11 protein-coding genes and 4 tRNA genes are annotated in these 17,000 nt (G+C 67.4%); 12 read left to right on the top strand and 3 right to left on the bottom strand.

Annotated elements, in window-relative coordinates; translation table 11 throughout:
- Window positions 1-71 precede the first annotated feature (71 nt).
- Window positions 72-539 carry an SH3 domain-containing protein gene (locus tag BXA03_RS01055; RefSeq protein ID WP_076503336.1) on the top strand — a complete coding sequence of 156 codons (468 nt, stop codon included), beginning with the start codon at window positions 72-74 and terminating at the stop codon, window positions 537-539.
- Here BXA03_RS01055 and hpnE read toward each other — a convergent pair.
- The 3 genes from hpnE to hpnC form a co-directional block, all read right to left on the bottom strand.
- On the bottom strand, window positions 533-1,783 hold the full coding sequence (hpnE, locus tag BXA03_RS01060; RefSeq protein ID WP_076503337.1) for a hydroxysqualene dehydroxylase HpnE: 1,251 nt from the start codon (window positions 1,781-1,783) through the stop codon (window positions 533-535). The genes BXA03_RS01055 and hpnE overlap by 7 nt on opposite strands.
- A 70-nt stretch (window positions 1,784-1,853) precedes the next feature.
- Window positions 1,854-2,696, bottom strand: coding sequence for a presqualene diphosphate synthase HpnD (gene hpnD, locus BXA03_RS01065; protein ID WP_076503338.1), 843 nt, complete (start codon window positions 2,694-2,696; stop codon window positions 1,854-1,856).
- A 133-nt stretch (window positions 2,697-2,829) separates the two neighbouring features.
- Entirely contained in the window at window positions 2,830-3,723 is an 894-nt protein-coding gene (hpnC, locus tag BXA03_RS01070; protein WP_076503339.1) for a squalene synthase HpnC, read from the bottom strand.
- Between the two features lie 185 nt (window positions 3,724-3,908).
- Here hpnC and BXA03_RS01075 point away from each other — a divergent pair, with 185 nt between their 5' ends.
- The 11 genes from BXA03_RS01075 to BXA03_RS01125 all read left to right on the top strand — a co-directional run bounded on the left by BXA03_RS01075 (window position 3,909) and on the right by BXA03_RS01125 (window position 16,928).
- A complete protein-coding gene (locus BXA03_RS01075) occupies window positions 3,909-5,765 on the top strand; it encodes a potassium transporter Kup (RefSeq protein WP_076503340.1) in 1,857 nt (618 codons plus the stop codon).
- A gap of 202 nt (window positions 5,766-5,967) precedes the next feature.
- Window positions 5,968-7,137, top strand: coding sequence for an efflux RND transporter periplasmic adaptor subunit (locus BXA03_RS01080; protein WP_083715798.1), 1,170 nt, complete (start codon window positions 5,968-5,970; stop codon window positions 7,135-7,137).
- Window positions 7,137-10,316 (top strand): efflux RND transporter permease subunit, encoded by a 3,180-nt coding sequence (locus BXA03_RS01085; protein ID WP_076503342.1) that lies wholly within the window; start codon window positions 7,137-7,139, stop codon window positions 10,314-10,316. Before BXA03_RS01080 ends, BXA03_RS01085 begins: the two co-directional genes overlap by 1 nt.
- Window positions 10,317-10,524: 208 nt before the next feature.
- Window positions 10,525-10,611, top strand: a tRNA-Leu gene (locus BXA03_RS01090).
- 26 nt (window positions 10,612-10,637) lie between these two features.
- Window positions 10,638-11,951, top strand: a complete 1,314-nt coding sequence (gene tig / locus BXA03_RS01095; protein WP_076503343.1) for a trigger factor — start codon at window positions 10,638-10,640, stop codon at window positions 11,949-11,951.
- A gap of 150 nt (window positions 11,952-12,101) precedes the next feature.
- Window positions 12,102-12,710 (top strand): ATP-dependent Clp endopeptidase proteolytic subunit ClpP, encoded by a 609-nt coding sequence (gene clpP / locus BXA03_RS01100; RefSeq protein WP_076503344.1) that lies wholly within the window; start codon window positions 12,102-12,104, stop codon window positions 12,708-12,710.
- Window positions 12,711-12,829: 119 nt separating this feature from the next.
- A complete protein-coding gene (gene clpX, locus BXA03_RS01105; protein ID WP_076503345.1) occupies window positions 12,830-14,098 on the top strand; it encodes an ATP-dependent Clp protease ATP-binding subunit ClpX in 1,269 nt (422 codons plus the stop codon).
- An 11-nt stretch (window positions 14,099-14,109) separates the two neighbouring features.
- Window positions 14,110-16,545, top strand: a complete 2,436-nt coding sequence (gene lon, locus BXA03_RS01110; RefSeq protein ID WP_076503346.1) for an endopeptidase La — start codon at window positions 14,110-14,112, stop codon at window positions 16,543-16,545.
- Window positions 16,546-16,608: 63 nt separating this feature from the next.
- Window positions 16,609-16,684, top strand: a tRNA-Gly gene (locus BXA03_RS01115).
- A 49-nt stretch (window positions 16,685-16,733) separates the two neighbouring features.
- Window positions 16,734-16,809: transfer RNA gene (locus tag BXA03_RS01120), tRNA-Gly, on the top strand.
- A 43-nt stretch (window positions 16,810-16,852) separates the two neighbouring features.
- Window positions 16,853-16,928 (top strand) — tRNA-Gly (locus BXA03_RS01125).
- The last annotated feature ends 72 nt before the right edge of the window (window positions 16,929-17,000 follow it).

Raw genomic sequence — 17,000 nt, forward strand, 5'->3', positions numbered from 1 at the left:
ACTGGCGGCCGCGCCGGAACGCGGCCGTTTTCTTTTTTCTTTCCGCTTTTTTCGACAAAGGACCGATTCCGATGATGTTCACCCGCTCCCTGCGCCGCTCGACCCCCTCCCTCCTGCTGATGCTGCTGCTGATGCTGGCCACCGTGTCGACGGCCTGGGCCCGGGAGATGGTCAGCGCTGCGCGCGACGGGACCATGCTGCGTGCCGGCCCCGGCACGAAGAACGAGGCGCGCTGGAGCGTCGACCGCGGCTACCCGCTCGAGGTGCTGCGCCGCCAGGGCAGCTGGTTGCAGGTGCGCGACTTCGAGGGCGATCGCAGCTGGGTGGCACGCTCGGTCACCAATCGCCAGCGGCATGTGGTGTCCACCGCCGGCCGGCTCAACATCCGTGCGAGCGCCAACCTGAAGGCACGCATTCTGGCCGTGGCCGAGTACGGCGAGGTGCTGCGCGTGATGGGCAGCCGCGGCGACTGGCTCAAGGTGCGCAGCAGCCACGGCCGCGTGGGCTGGGTGTCGAAGAAGCTGACCTGGGGCTACTGAAGCGCCGCCGCTGCTGCAGCCAGCCCGCTGCGCACCGCGCCTTCGAGCGTGGCGGGGTAGGGGCCTTCGACGTGGTCGCCGCAGGCCAGCAGACCCGGCGCCACGACCATCGCGGGCCGGACCAGGCCCGGCCGGCAGGCGAAGGTGGCGCGCTTCTCGACCACCGTGAGCACGGGTTCGAGCCCCTGCCAACCGAGTTGCGTGGCGGCTTGCGCCAGGACCTGGGCGGTGAGCGCCTCCCGCCCGGCCCTGCACGCGCTGCAGACGAAGGCGGCCAGGCCCGGCTGGCCGCGCAGGCGCTGCAGGTCGAAGACGAACTGGGCCGGCTGATCGGCGTCGGCATGCAGGGCACGCAGCGGCGGCCCCTCCGCGAGCCCTGGCGCATGGCGCACGTAAACCGTGCCGATGGGCACATGGTCCATCGCCCGTGCGGTGGCCGCCCAATCGGGCGCAAGGTGCGCGGCCAGCCGGGCGCCTTCCCATGCGGAGGTCGCCAGCACGACGCGGTCGAAGCCATCGCCGTCGATCTGCCATTCCTCGCCATCCCAAAGGAGCGCTTCGACGCGGCGCCCCAGGCGGAGCGCCGCACCGTGCGCTTCCAGCCAGGTGGCCGCAGCGTCGGGCAGCAGTGCGCCCAAATCCACGCGGGGCAGCAGCAGGTCGGCGCCGCCCGGTTCGCCGAACAGGGCGTCGCGCAGCACGCGCAGGAAGACGGAACCACTGGCCTCATGCACGGGGGTGTTGAGTGCGGACACGCACAGCGGCTCGACCAGCAGCTGCTGCACGGCCGGCGCAAGTTCCTGGCACAGGTCGGCCACGGTGGCGGCGGGATCGCAGGCGAAGCCGGCCCGACGCCAGCGCCCGGCGGTGCGCAGCAGCGACAGCTTGTCGCGCCAGGTCCATCCGCGCGTGGTCGCGATGGCAACGGCCAGGTCCAGTGGCGGCGGCAGACCCGCGGGCACACGCAGCCCGCGCCCGTCGGCATGACGCAGGTCAAGGGGCTGGCGCTGAAGCACGGCCTCGGGCGCGATGCCCAGCTCGCGCATCAGGCCCAGCGTGGCGGTGTAGGCGCCGATCAGGATGTGCTGGCCGTTGTCCAGCGGCAGGCCGTCGGCCTCGACGCGGCGCGCGCGGCCGCCGAGCTGGCGGGCACTTTCGAAGAGCGTGACGTGGGCGCCGTCCCGCGTGGCGGCCACGGCGCAGGCCAGGCCGGCCCAGCCGGTTCCGACGATGGCGAGCTTCATGCGGACCTGCGACGCGGCGCAGGCATCCCGGCGTCCAGCGACACGCGGCACCGCGAGGGCAGGGTGGCCTTCACAGCCGGCCCAGCGCCTGCACCTTCCACGCCAGCCACAGCTTGCGCAGCGGCGTCAGGCTGATGCGCTGGTCCAGCACCTTGAAGTCTTCCGACTCGATCTCGCTCAGCAGCGTGCGGTAGATGCTGGCCATCATCAGCCCGGGCTTCTGGCTGCGGCGGTCGGCGGCCGGCAGCAGCGCCAGTGCTTCGTCGTAGGCGGCATGCGCGCGCTGCGCCTGGAAGCGCATCAGCGCCACGAAGCGCTCCGAGTGCACGCGGCCCAGCACCTCGTGCGCCTTGACGTCGAACTGCTGCAGCTCGTTGACCGGCAGGTAGATGCGGCCGCGCCGCGCGTCCTCGCCGACGTCGCGGATGATGTTGGTCAGCTGCAGCGCCAGGCCCAGCTTGTGGGCGTAGGCGGTGGTGGCGGGGTCGGTCTGGCCGAAGATGCGCGCCGCCACCTCGCCGACCACGCCGGCCACCAGATGGCAATAGCGCGCCAGGCCAGGGAAGTCGAGATAGCGCGTCTGCTGGAGGTCCATCTCGCAGCCTTCGATCACCTGCTGCAGCTGCACCGCCTCGATGCCGAAGGCGGCGGCATGCGGCATCAGGGCCTTCATCGCGGGATGGCGTGGCTCGCCGGCGAAGGCCTGGGCCACTTCGGTGTGCCACCAGGCCAGTTTGGTGGCGGCCACGCCAGGGTCGCTCACCTCGTCGACCACATCGTCCACCTCGCGGCAGAAGGCATAGAAGGCGGTGATGGCCGCGCGGCGCTCCGGCGGCAGGAAAAGGAAGGCGTAATAGAAGCTGCTGCCCGAGGCGGCGGCCTTGTCCTGGACGTATTGCTCGGGGGTGCTCATTGGGCGCAGGCGGCTCGGGGGGCGCGGGTCATGGGCCGGCGATTGTCGGGGATCGGGATGACGGTGCCGCGTGACCGTGCGGCGCGGCGGGTCGGCCGGCTCGACGCGATGGGTGCGCTGCGCCTGCCGGGACTCAGGCCCGCATTCGAAGCGCGCGCCACAGCAGTCGCGGCGCATCCGCCTTGCCGACCGTGGGCCGCTGGCGGAAGCTGTCGAAGTCCTGGGCCTCGATCTTGTCGAGGATGGCCAGTCCGCCCTGCACCACCAGGCGCAGCTCCCAGCCGATGCGCCCAGGCAGGTGGTGGACCAGCGGCGCGCCCTCGAGCATCAACGCGCGCGCCCAGTGCACCTCGTCGGCGACCAGCGCCAGGGCCGCGGGCGGCGGTGCGGCACTGTCCAGCGGCGCGAAGCGGGCGAAGTCGGCGCGCTGCAGCCCATGCGCGGCGCAGTCCGTGAGCGGCAGGTACAGGCGCCCGCGCGGCAGGTCCACGCTCAGGTCCTGCCAGAAGTTGATGAGCTGCAGGGCGCTGCAGATGGCGTCGCTCTGCTGCAGCGCCCGGGCGTCGTTCACCCCGTAGAGATGCAGCAGCAGCCGGCCCACGGGGTCCGCAGAGCGGCGGCAGTAGTCCAGCAACTCGGCGCGATCGGCATAGGCGCGGCGGTCGCGGGTGTAGGCGATGTCCTGGACAAAGGCGTCCAGCAGGTCGGCCAGCAGGTGGCGCGGCAGGGCGAAGCGGCGCACTTCATGGGCAAGCGGCCCGAAGACCTGTGGCCAGCGTGCCGAGGCTGCGGTGCCCGCGAAGACGGCGTCCAGGTCGGCGCCATAGGCGGCCAGTTCCGCCAGCCGCTGATCGGTCGTGGCGTTGCCCTCGTCCGCAATGTCGTCGGCCGTGCGGGCGAAGTGGTAGATGGCGGCAATCGGCGGCCGCAGCCGGGGCGGGCACAGCCACGAGGCGACGGGGAAGTTCTCGTAATGGGCGGGCGCCGCGGCCTGGGCGGGCACCGGCGAGGCGGGGGCAGGGGGCATCCGGCCATTGTCCGCGGCACCTGTGGCTTTCCTGACCGCGCGCCGACTTGGCACGCGGAGGCGGGTGGAGCTCGGCGCTATGCTGCGTCCCAGCCCGACTTCCCTCACGCCCCATGGCTTCCGCTCCCGCCGTTCCCGTGCCCCAGGGCGCTTCCGTCTCTGCCCATCCTGCCGGCCCGGCGCTCATGGTGGCGGCGCTGGGTGTGGTGTTCGGCGACATCGGCACCTCGCCGCTGTATGCGTTCAAGGAGACCCTCAACCCCGAGCACGGCGTGCCCTTCACGGCGGCGTCGGTGCTGGGCCTGCTGTCGCTCATCTTCTGGGGGCTGATGGTGGTGGTGACGCTCAAGTACGTGGTCTTCGTACTGCGTGCCGACCACGACGGCGAAGGCGGCATCCTGGCACTGCAGGCCCTGGCCCGCCACGCAGCCGGCTCGCCCGACCGGCGCGGCCGCACGCATCCCGCCCTGGTGACCGCCACCATCGGCCTGGGTTTGCTGGGCGCAGCCATGTTCTACGGCGACAGCCTGATCACGCCCGCCATTTCGGTGCTGTCCGCGGTCGAAGGCCTGGAAGTGCAGGCCCCCGCATTGCAGCGCTGGGTGATCCCGCTCACGCTGGTGATCCTGGTGGCGCTGTTCATGGTGCAGCGGCGTGGCACCGGTGCGGTGGGCAAGGTGTTCGGGCCGGTGATGTTGCTGTGGTTCGGAGCCCTCGGCGTGAGCGGGGTGCTGCAGGTGATCGAGGAGCCGGCGGTGCTCGAAGCGCTGGATCCGCGCCATGCCGTGCGATTCCTGGCTCAGCACCGGGCCCAGTCGCTGGGGGTGCTGGGGGCGGTGTTTCTGGCTTTCACGGGCGGCGAGGCGCTGTATGCGGACATGGGCCATTTCGGCGCGCGGCCGATCCGGCTGGCGTGGTTGCTGATCGCGCTGCCGGCCCTGGTGCTCAACTACTTCGGCCAGGGCGCGCTGGTGCTGGCCGATCCGCAGGCGGTGGACAACCCCTTCTTCCGGCTCTTTCCGTCGTGGGCACTGCTGCCGATGGTGGGCCTGGCGGCCATGGCGACGGTGATCGCCTCGCAGGCCGTCATTTCCGGCGCCTTCTCGCTCACGGCGCAGGCCATGCGCCTCGGCTACCTCCCGCGCATGCGCGTGGTGCAGACCTCTGGCGAATCCATCGGCCAGGTCTACGTGCCGGTGATCAACTGGCTGCTGATGGTGGGCGTGCTGCTGCTGGTGCTGGGTTTCCGCAGTTCCAGCGCGCTGTCGGCCGCCTATGGCATCGCGGTGTCGATCACCATGGTCACGACGACGCTGCTGGCGGGGCTGGTGGCCTGGCGGCTTTGGCACTGGAACCGTGTGGCGGTGCTGCTGGGCGTGATCGTCTTCGTCGGCGTGGACCTGGCCTTCGTCGTCGCCAACACGCTCAAGGTGGCCGAAGGCGGTTGGCTGACGCTGGCCGTGGCGGTGGTGGCCATGGTGCTGTTCAGCACCTGGGCCAAGGGTGTGCGCCTGACCCGGGCCGAACTGGTGGCCGAGCTGATTCCGCTGCCCGACTTCGTTGCCTCGCTGGCGCTGGAGATGCCCTTCCGCGCGCGCGGCACGGCCGTGTTCCTCACCGCCGATGCCATGTCGGTACCGCATGCCCTGCTGCACAACCTGCACCACAACCAGGTGCTGCACGAGCAGGTGTTCGTGATGCAGATGCTGGCCTGCGAGACGCCGCGCGCTGCGGCCCGTGAGCGCATCGAAGCACAGGAACTCGGCCACGGTATCTGGGCGGTGAAGGTGCGCTATGGCTTCATGGAGCCGCCGAACGTGCCGGAGTTCGTGCGCATGCTGGCCTACCAGAAGGGGCTGGCGGTGGAATCGATGTCCACCTCGTATTTCATCTCCCGTGCCTCGCTCGGGCGCCGGCGGCTGCCTGCCCTCAACAGCATGCGGCAGGCCCTGTTCAGCTGGTTGCAGCGCAATGCAGGCCGCGCGTCCGACTATTTCCATCTGCCCGAGAACCGGCTGGTGGAGATGGGGCAGCGGCTCTAGGCGGTACGCCTCCCTCGTCTTTTCTGCTTCCCTTCCTGGACCCGGCGGCCGACGCCCGGGCGCCGGCTTGCCGCGCAGCGCGTTCAGCCAATTGACAGGCGGAACACCCTTCCCCGAAGATTGCTGACTCGTCGGTCATTAATTGTGGCCGGTGCCTCAACCACCTCTTGTTCCGCCGTCCGTCCCGGACGGGTGCCAGGCCATGCCTCATATGTCCTCCATTCGCGCTTCGCGGGCCCTCGCACCTGGATGGGTCGCGCTCGGCGCCCTTGCCGTCCTGCTGGCTGGCTGCTCGCGTCAGCCTGCGCAGGAAGAGCCGGTGCGGGCCGTCAAGCTGATGACGGTGGCGGTCACGCCTTTTTCCAGCGAGCCGGAATTCGCCGGCGAGGTCCGGGCCCAGGTCGAATCGCGCCTGGGCTTTCGCGTAGGGGGCAAGCTGCTGCGCCGCCAGGCCGATCTGGGCCAGCGCGTGAAGGCGGGCCAGGTGCTTGCCGAGTTGGACCCGCGCGACCTGCGCCTTTCGGTGGAGGCGGCGCAGGCCCAGACCACGGCCGCCCGCACCCAGCGGGACCTGGCGGAAGCCGACCTGGCCCGGTATCGCGAACTGCGTGCCAAGAATTTCATCAGCGCCGCCGAGATGGAGCGGCGCGAAGCCAGCTTCAAGTCGGCTCAGGCCCAGTTCGACCAGGCGCGCGCGCAGCTCAGCGCCCAGGGCAACCAGGCGGGCTATGCCGTGCTGACCGCCGATGCGCCCGGCATCGTCACCGCGATCGATGCGGAGCCGGGCCAGGTCGTGGCGGCTGGCGCCCCGGTCGTGCGCGTGGCGCTGGACGGCCCTCGCGACGTGGTGTTCGCCGTGCCGGAAGACCGCGCGGCGCAGGTGCGCGTGGGCTCGGCGGTGTCGGTGCGGGGCTGGTCGCCCGGCGTCGAGCCGCTCGAAGGCCGGGTGCGCGAGGTGGCCGCGAGCGCCGACCCCGTCACCCGCACCTACACCGTCAAGGTGGCGGTGGATGCCGCCCAGGCCCCGGCGCTCGGGGCCACCGTCTATGCCAAGCCGCGCGCCCTTTCGCTGGCCGGCTCGCCGGTCATCAAGCTCCCGACCAGCGCGTTGCGCCAGGAGGGCCAGGGCTCGGCGGTGTGGTTGCTCGACACGGCCAGCATGACGGTGAAGTCCCAGCCCGTGGAGATCGCCACGGCCGATGGCAACGAGGCGGTGATCGCCCGCGGCCTGGCGCCCGGCATGCAGGTGGTCACCGCGGGTGTGCATGTGCTGGCGCCAGGCCAGAAAGTGACGGTCTACCGCGACCGCTATGCGGCGCAGGAAGGCGGCGCCACCGCCACCGCGCCCAAGTCGGTCAGCGGAGCCCGCTGATGTCGGCCGCGCCGTCCGTGAAGCCCGCAGGCTTCAATCTTTCCGCCTGGGCGCTCGACCACGCGCCGCTCACGCGCTACCTGATGGTGGTGCTGATGGTGCTGGGCTTCGCGGCCTACTTCCAGCTGGGGCAGGACGAGGATCCGCCCTTCACCTTCCGCGCGATGGTCGTGCGCACCTATTGGCCGGGCGCCACCGCGCAGCAGGTGGCCGAGCAGGTCACCGACAAGATCGAGCGCACGCTGCAGGAAGTGCCCTATGCCGACAAGATCCGCAGCTACTCCAAGCCCGGCGAGTCGCAGGTCGTCTTCGAGCTGAAGGACGCCGCGCGGCCTTCGGAGGTGCCGCAGGTCTGGTACACGGTGCGCAAGAAGATCGGCGACATGCGCTACACGCTGCCCGGCAACATCCAGGGGCCGTTCTTCAACGACGACTTCGGCGATGTGTACGGCGTGATCTACGCGCTGCGGGGACAGGGCTTCAGCCCGGCCGAACTCAAGACCGTGGCCGACGACCTGCGCCTGCGCCTGCTGCGGGTCAAGGACGTGGCCAAGGTCGAGCAGTTCGGCGTCCAGGACGAGAAGGTCTTCGTCGAGGTCTCGCAGAAGCGGCTGGCCCAGATGGGTCTGGACCTGAATGCGGTGCTGCAGCAGCTCGGCGCCCAGAACGCGGTGGAGAGCGCCGGCACCATCCGCTCGCCGCAGGACGTGCTGCAGGTGCGGGTCGGCGGCCAGTTCACCGACCTCGACCAGCTGCGCGCCATGCCCATCCGCGGCAGCTCGGGCAACCAGTTGCGCCTTGGCGACATCGCGCGCGTGGAGCGCGGCTATGTCGATCCGCCCAGCGTCAAGGTGCACTACCAGGGCGATCCGGTGATCGGGCTGGGCATCTCGATGATGAAGGGCGGCGACATCATCGCGCTGGGCAAGGCGCTGCAGGAGACGGTCACCCAGGTCAACACCCAGTTGCCCGCCGGCATGCGGCTCGACCAGGTGCAGGATCAGCCAGCCACGGTGGCCACCTCGGTCAACGAGTTCGTCAAGGTGTTGATCGAGGCGGTGGTCATCGTGCTGGGCGTGAGCTTCATCGCGCTCGGTCTGCACAAGGGTGGGCGCTTCGGCTGGCACATCGACTGGCGGCCCGGGCTGGTCGTGGGCATCACCATTCCGCTGGTGCTGTCGGTCACCTTCCTGGCGATGAACTACTTCGGCATCGGGCTGCACAAGATCTCGCTGGGCTCGCTGATCATCGCCCTGGGCCTGCTGGTGGACGACGCCATCATCGCGGTGGAAATGATGGTGCGGAAGATGGAGGAGGGCTACGACAAGCGCCGCGCCGCCACCTTCGCCTACGACGTCACGGCGATGCCCATGCTCACCGGCACGCTGATCACCGCGGCGGGCTTCCTGCCCATCGGCATCGCCAAGTCGACGACGGGCGAATACACCTTCGCGATCTTCGCGGTGACGGTGATCGCGCTGCTGCTGTCGTGGATCGTGTCGGTGTACTTCGTGCCCTATCTGGGCACGCTGCTGCTCAAGGTCAAGCCGCACGATCCAGACGCACCTCCGCACGAGCTGTTCGACACGCCGTTCTACAACCGCTTCCGCAGCGCCGTCGACTGGTGCGTGACCCACCGCTGGATCACCATCGGCGCCACGCTGGCCGTGCTGGCGCTGGGCATCCTGGGCATGACGCGGGTGCAACAGCAGTTCTTTCCGGACTCGAACCGGCCCGAGATCATGGTCGACGCCTGGTTTCCCGAAGGCACCACCTTCGAGGCCAACGAGGCGGTCGCGAAGCGTCTGGAGCGGCGCCTGATGGCGCAGGAGGGCGTGCAGAGCGTGGCCACCTGGATCGGCTCAGGCGCGCCCCGCTTCTATCTGCCACTGGACCAGACCTTCCCGCAGAGCAACGTCTCGCAGTTCATCGTGCTGACCCGCGACCTCAAGGCCCGCGACGCCGTGCGGCGCCAGTTGCCGACGCTGCTGGCGCAGGAGTTTCCGGAGGTGCGTGGGCGCGTCAAGCTGCTGGCCAGCGGGCCGCCCGTGCCTTATCCGGTGCAGTTCCGGGTGGTGGGCGACGACCCTGCCACGCTGCGGCGGCTGGCCGACGAGGTCAAGGCCGAAGTCCGCACCAATGCGTCGATGGTGGGCGTCAACGACAACTGGAACGAGTCGATCAAGTCCATCCGCATGGACGTCGACCAGGCCAAGGCGCGCGCGCTGGGCGTGACCAGCCAGTCCATTGCCCAGGCCTCGCGCGGCATCTACACCGGCAACCCCATCGGCCAGTACCGCGAGCAGGACAAGCTGATCGACATCGTGCTGCGCCAGGCCCGCGAAGAGCGCGATGCGATCTCGGACCTGACGGATGCGTATGTGACGACGGCCGCTGGCCGCTCGATCCCGCTGCTGCAGATCGCCCAGCCGCATTTCGCGTGGGAGCCGGGCGTGATCTGGCGCTGGAACCGCGCCTATGCCGTCACGGTGCAGGGCGACGTGGTGGACGGCATGCAGGGCGCCACGGTGTCCCAGCAGCTGATGCCCAAGTTGCGCGCGCTGGAGGCGAAGTGGAAGGAGCGTGGCGAGCCGCCCGTGCGCATCGAGGCGGCCGGCGCCGTGGAGGAGAGCAGCAAGGGCTCCGCCTCGATCATGGCCGGCATTCCGATCATGCTGTTCGCCGTCTTCACGCTGCTGATGCTGCAGCTGCACAGTTTCAGCCGGGCGCTGCTGGTCTTCCTGACCGGACCCATGGGCATCGCGGGTGTGGCCGCGGCGCTGCTGCTGCTGAACCGGCCTTTCGGCTTCGTCGCCATGCTGGGCGTGATCGCATTGATGGGGATGATCCAGCGCAATTCGGTGATCCTGATCGACCAGATCGAGCTGGACCGCGCGGCTGGTGTGCCGGCGCGGCGCGCCATCGTCGAATCGGCGGTCCGGCGGCTACGGCCCATCGTGCTGACGGCGGCCGCCGCGGTGCTGGCCATGATCCCACTGTCGCGCAGCGTGTTCTGGGGGCCGATGGCGGTGGCCATCATGGGCGGGCTGATCGTGGCCACGGCGCTGACGCTGCTGGCGCTGCCAGCCATGTACGCGGCCTGGTTCCGCGTCGGCAACGACGACGGCGCGGCGCCGTCGGACTCCCACAGTCCGGCCGTTCCAGCGGCTGCGCGGTAGGGACTTGCGTGAAGCCGGAAGCCTGGTCGAACCCGATTAGAATGCGCGATTGACCAATTTCAGGCAGGCGGCGCGTGGCAGGTGATCCTCCCGTGCGCTGGGGGCACCCGGGCGGTGCCCCAGGCCTCTAGTTTGTTGTCAGGGCGGCCCTGCCTTGCGGTGCGGCCGCCCTGTTCATCATCCACCATCGGCTGAAAAGCCCGGAGCTGCGCGGGTGGCGAAATTGGTAGACGCACCAGGTTTAGGTCCTGACGCCAGCAATGGTGTGGGGGTTCGAGTCCCCCCCCGCGCACCAGCATCCATGTTTAGGAAGAGTCTCACATGACCGTGAACGTTGAAACCCTCGAGAAGCTCGAGCGCAAGATCACCCTGACGCTGCCCGTGGAGACGATCCAGGCCGAAGTCGATTCCCGCCTGAAGCGGCTGGCCCGCACCGTCAAGATGGACGGCTTCCGTCCGGGCAAGGTGCCGATGAGCGTCGTGGCCCAGCGCTATGGCTACTCGGTGCAGTACGAGGTCATGAACGACAAGGTCGGCCAGGCCTTCTCGCAGGCGGCCAACGAAGCCAATCTGCGCGTTGCCGGCCAGCCCACCATCACCGAGAAGGAAGGCGCCCCTGAAGGCCAGGTGGCTTTCGACGCCGTCTTCGAGGTGTACCCGGAAGTCAAGATCGGCGACCTGGCTGAAGCCGAGGTCGAGCGCGTCTCGACCGAAGTGACCGACGAGGCCATCGACCGCACCGTCGACATCCTGCGCAAGCAGCGCCGCACCTTCGGCCTGCGCTCGCAGGACAGCGCCGCTGCCGACGGCGACCGCGTCACTGTCGACTTCGAAGGCAAGATCGACGGCGAGCCCTTCCAGGGCGGCAAGGCCGAGGACTTCCAGTTCATCGTCGGCGAAGGCCAGATGCTCAAGGAATTCGAGGACGCCGTGCGCGGCATGAAGGTCGGCGACAGCCGCACCTTCCCGCTGGCCTTCCCCGCGGACTACCACGGCAAGGACGTGGCCGGCAAGCAGGCCGACTTCATGGTCACCGTCAAGAAGATCGAGGCCGCCAACCTGCCCGAGATCGACGAGGCCTTCACCAAGTCGCTGGGCATCGGCGAAGGCACGGTCGAGGCGCTGCGTGACGACATCCGCAAGAACCTCGAGCGCGAAGTCAAGTTCCGCCTGCTGGCGCGCAACAAGACGGCCGTGATGGACGCGCTGCTGGCCAAGTCCGAGCTGGACCTGCCCAAGTCGGTGGTCCAGTCCGAGATCGACCGCATGGTCGAAGGTGCCCGCGCCGAGCTCAAGCAGCGCGGCATCAAGGACGCCGACAAGGCCCCGATCCCTGCCGACGTGTTCCGTCCGCAGGCCGAGCGCCGCGTGCGCCTGGGCCTGGTGGTGGCCGAACTGGTGCGCGCCAACAGCCTCGAAGCCAAACCCGACCAGATCAAGGCCCACATCGAAGAGCTGGCCTCCAGCTACGAGAAGCCGGCCGACGTCGTGCGCTGGTACTACGGCGACAACCGCCGCCTGGCCGAGGTCGAGGCCGTGGTCATCGAGAACAACGTGACCGAATTCGTCCTGGGCAAGGCCAAGGTCAGCGACAAGGCCGTCGGCTTCGACGAACTGATGCAGCAGCAAGGTTGATTGCCTTCTGATCGTTCCTTCGTGGGGCTTGTGCCGTGCGGCACAGGCCCCATTTGCTTTCCAGCACCGGCTTCGCGGGCGGCAATGTCCGTCGCCTGAAACCCGGCATGCGGCGCAGTACAGTTGCGCCATCTTTTGCGGAGAAACCCAATGAGTGCACAGGAAACCCAAGCCCTCGGCCTGATCCCGATGGTCATCGAGCAGTCGGGCCGTGGCGAGCGGTCCTTCGACATCTACTCGCGCCTGCTCAAGGAGCGCGTCGTGTTCCTGGTGGGCGAGGTCAACGACCAGACCGCCAATCTGGTGGTTGCGCAGTTGCTGTTCCTGGAGAGCGAGAACCCCGACAAGGACATCTCGCTGTACATCAACTCGCCGGGTGGCAGCGTGACGGCCGGCATGTCGATCTACGACACCATGCAGTTCATCAAGCCCGACGTGTCGACCATGTGCCTGGGCTTCGCGGCCAGCATGGGCGCCTTCCTGCTGGCAGCCGGCGCTGCCGGCAAGCGTTACTCGCTGCCCAACTCCAAGGTCATGATCCACCAGGTGCTGGGCGGTGCCCGCGGCCAGGCCACGGACATCGAGATCCAGGCACGCGACATCCTGCGTACCAAGGACCAGATGAACCGCATCCTTGCCGAGCGCACGGGTCAGCCGCTGGAGAAGATCAAGAACGACACCGAGCGCGACTACTACATGACCGCCGACGAAGCCAAGGATTACGGCATCGTCGACCAGGTCATCTCGCAGCGCAGCTGATGCGGGCGGGCCGGCGGCAACGCCGGTGTCCGTCCCAGGAAAAACGGCGTTTTTCCCTGCGGAAAACGCCGTTTTTCCTTTCGCTATCATTGGTTCATTACTGTTTTGGGCATCCGTTCATGGCCGAGAAAAAAGGCTCTTCCAGCGAGAAAACGCTTTATTGCTCCTTCTGCGGCAAGAGCCAGCATGAGGTCAAGAAGCTGATCGCCGGCCCTTCCGTTTTCATCTGCGACGAGTGCATCGACCTGTGCAATGAAATCATCCGCGACGAGTTGCCCGCGGGCGGCGATGCGCGTGAGCAGGGCCGCGGCGATCTGCCGACGCCTGCCGAGATCAAGGGCAACCTCGACAGCTATGTGATCGGCCAGGAGGCCGCCAAGCGCATGCTCGCGGTGGCGGTCTACAACCATTACAAGCGCCTGAAGCACAAGGAGCGGGCCAAGGGCGAGGACGTCGAGCTGTCCAAGAGCAACATCCTGCTCATCGGCCCCACGGGTTCGGGCAAGACCCTGCTGGCCCAGACGCTGGCCCGACAGCTGGACGTGCCCTTCGTCATGGCCGATGCCACCACGCTGACCGAAGCGGGCTATGTGGGCGAGGACGTCGAGAACATCATCCAGAAGCTGCTTCAGAGCTGCAACTACGACGTCGAGCGCGCCCAGCGCGGCATCGTCTACATCGACGAAATCGACAAGATCTCGCGCAAGTCCGACAACCCGAGCATTACCCGCGATGTGTCGGGCGAGGGTGTGCAGCAGGCGCTGCTCAAGCTGATCGAAGGCACCATGGCCAGCGTGCCGCCGCAGGGCGGGCGCAAGCATCCGAACCAGGACTTCCTGCAGATCGACACGACCAACATCCTGTTCATCTGCGGTGGTGCTTTCGCTGGCCTGGAGAAGGTGATCGAGGCGCGGACTGAGGCTTCGGGTATCGGCTTCGGCGCGCTGGTGCGCAGCAAGCAGCAGCGCAGCCTGACCGAGGTGTTCGGCGAGGTCGAGCCCGAAGACCTGATCAAGTTCGGCATCATTCCCGAGTTGGTCGGCCGCCTGCCGGTGGTGGCTTCGCTGGCGGAGCTGAGCGAGGACGCTTTGGTGCAGATCCTGACCGAGCCGCGCAACGCCGTGGTCAAGCAGTTCGCCAAGCTCCTGCAGATGGAAGGCGTGGAACTCGAAGTGCGTCCGGCCGGCCTGCGCGCCGTGGCCCGCAAGGCGCTGGCCCGCAAGACCGGCGCTCGCGGCCTGCGTTCCATCCTTGAAGGGGCCCTGATCGACACCATGTTCGATCTTCCCACGGCGTCCAACGTGGAAAAGGTGGTGGTCGACGAGTCGACCATCGAAGAAAACAAGGCGCCGCTTCTCGTGTATCGCGAGGCGGCGAAGAAGGCCTGAAGAGGAACACCATGTCCGGTCACATTCCCCTGCCGTCGGATCCCATCGATCTGCCGCTGCTGCCGCTGCGCGATGTGGTGGTCTTCCCCCACATGGTCATCCCGTTGTTCGTGGGCCGGCCCAAGAGCATCAAGGCGCTGGAACTCGCCATGGAGGCCGAGCGCCGCATCATGCTGGTCGCGCAGAAGGCTGCCGCCAAGGATGAGCCCTCGGTCGACGACATGTTCGAAGTGGGTTGCGTCTCGACCATCCTCCAGATGCTGAAGCTGCCTGATGGGACGGTGAAGGTGCTCGTCGAGGGCCAGCAACGCGCACGCGTAGCCCGGATCGAAGACAGCCAGACGCATTTCTCGGCCAACGTGGTTCCCCTCGAAGCGGCTGGTGCTGCAGGTACCGAGGTCGAGGCGCTGCGCCGAGCGGTGATGCAGCAGTTCGACCAGTACGTCAAGCTGAACAAGAAGATCCCGCCCGAGATCCTTACTTCGATCGCCAGCATCGACGACGCCGGCCGACTCGCGGACACCATCGCCGCGCATCTGCCGCTCAAGCTGGACAACAAGCAGGCCGTGCTCGACCTGTCGAACGTGCAGCAGCGTCTTGAAAGCCTGTTCTCGCAGCTGGAGCGCGAGGTCGACATCCTCAACGTCGACAAGAAGATCCGCAGCCGCGTGAAGCGGCAGATGGAAAAGAACCAGCGCGACTTCTATCTGAACGAGCAGGTCAAGGCCATCCAGAAGGAATTGGGCGAGGGCGAAGACGGTGCGGACATCGAGGAGATCGAGAAGAAGATCATCGCCGCCAAGATGCCCAAGGATGCCCGCAAGAAGGTGGACGCCGAGCTCAAGAAGCTCAAGCTGATGTCGCCCATGTCGGCGGAAGCGACGGTGGTGCGCAATTACATCGATGTCTTGGTCGGCCTGCCCTGGAGCAAGAAGACCAAGATCAAGCACGATCTCTCGAACGCTGAGACGGTGCTGAACGAGGACCACTATGGCCTCGAAAAGGTCAAGGACCGGATCCTCGAATATCTTGCGGTCCAGCAGCGCGTGGAAAAGGTCAAGGCCCCCATCCTGTGTCTCGTCGGCCCACCGGGCGTCGGCAAGACCTCCTTGGGGCAGTCCATCGCCAAGGCGACGGGCCGCAAGTACGTGCGTATGGCGCTGGGTGGCATGCGCGACGAGGCCGAAATCCGCGGCCACCGCCGTACCTACATTGGCGCGCTGCCAGGCAAGGTGCTGCAGAGCCTGAACAAGGTGGGCACGCGCAACCCGTTGTTCCTGCTGGACGAGATCGACAAGCTGGGCACCGATTTCCGTGGCGACCCGTCGTCGGCCCTGCTGGAAGTGCTCGATCCCGAGCAGAACCACACCTTCGGCGACCACTACGTCGAGGTCGATTTCGACCTATCGGACGTGATGTTCGTCGCGACGTCGAATTCGATGAACATTCCGCCGGCGCTGCTGGACCGGATGGAAGTCATCCGCCTCTCGGGCTATACCGAGGACGAGAAGACCAGCATCGCCCTGAAGTACCTGCTGCCTAAGCAGATGGGCAACAACGGTGTCAAGGACGATGAGCTGCTGGTGACCGAGGACGCGGTGCGCGACATCGTGCGCTACTACACCCGCGAGGCCGGCGTGCGCTCGCTGGAGCGAGAGCTTTCCAAGATCTGCCGCAAGGTGGTCAAGGGCCTGCTGCTCAAGAAGCTGACGCCGAAGGTGACGGTGGACAGCGAGAACCTCCACGAATTCCTGGGCGTGCGCAAGTACAGCTTCGGTCGTGCCGAGCAGCAGAACCAGGTGGGCCAGGTGGTCGGGCTGGCGTGGACGGAGGTGGGCGGCGACCTGCTGACCATCGAAGTGGCGACGGTGCCGGGCAAGGGCGTCATCACCCGTACTGGTTCGCTGGGCGACGTGATGAAGGAGTCGGTCGAGGCCGCGCGCACGGTGGTGCGCAGCCGCGCTCGTCGCCTGGGCATCAAGGATGAGCTCTTCGAGAAGAAGGACATCCACATCCACGTGCCCGACGGCGCGACCCCCAAGGATGGCCCGAGCGCTGGCATTGCGATGACGACGGCGCTTGTTTCGGCATTGACGGGTATCCCGGTGCGCAGCGACGTGGCCATGACTGGCGAGATCACCTTGCGTGGCGAGGTCACGGCCATCGGCGGTCTGAAGGAAAAGCTGTTGGCGGCTCTGCGTGGAGGCATCAAGACAGTGCTGATCCCCGAGGAGAACGCCAAGGATCTGCAGGACATTCCCGAAAACGTGAAGAACGGCCTCGAGATCGTGCCGGTCAAGTGGATCGACAAGGTGCTCGAAGTGGCGCTCGAAAAGCAACCCAAGCCGCTGTCGGAGGAAGAGGTGGCTGCTTCCGCTGCGGCCATGGCCGAGCTGTCCAAGCAGCGCGCTGGCGAGCCGCGCACCGAAGGTTCGATCAAGCATTGAAGAATTTCGGCTCGGTGCTTGCGCCGAGCTGAAATTGAGCCCTATAATCTAAGGCTCGGTTCTGCGGGAATAGCTCAGTTGGTAGAGCGCAACCTTGCCAAGGTTGAGGTCGACGGTTCGAGACCGTTTTCCCGCTCCAGTTTTTTAAGGAAGAAGCCGCAAGGCTCCTTCCAGCGTCCGATCAAGACGCGGGAATAGCTCAGTTGGTAGAGCGCAACCTTGCCAAGGTTGAGGTCGACGGTTCGAGACCGTTTTCCCGCTCCAGTTTTGGAGAGAGCCGAAAGGCGTTTTCCAGCTCGATTAAGACGCGGGAATAGCTCAGTTGGTAGAGCGCAACCTTGCCAAGGTTGAGGTCGACGGTTCGAGACCGTTTTCCCGCTCCAGTCTTTGGTCCAAGACCGCCTTGTCTGCCCCGCACGGGAGTTCAGCAAGGCGGTTTTGTTTTGGGCGACGAT

Origin of the sequence: Pseudacidovorax sp. RU35E, assembly GCF_900156165.1 — a bacterium.
GTDB lineage: Bacteria > Pseudomonadota > Gammaproteobacteria > Burkholderiales > Burkholderiaceae_C > Xenophilus.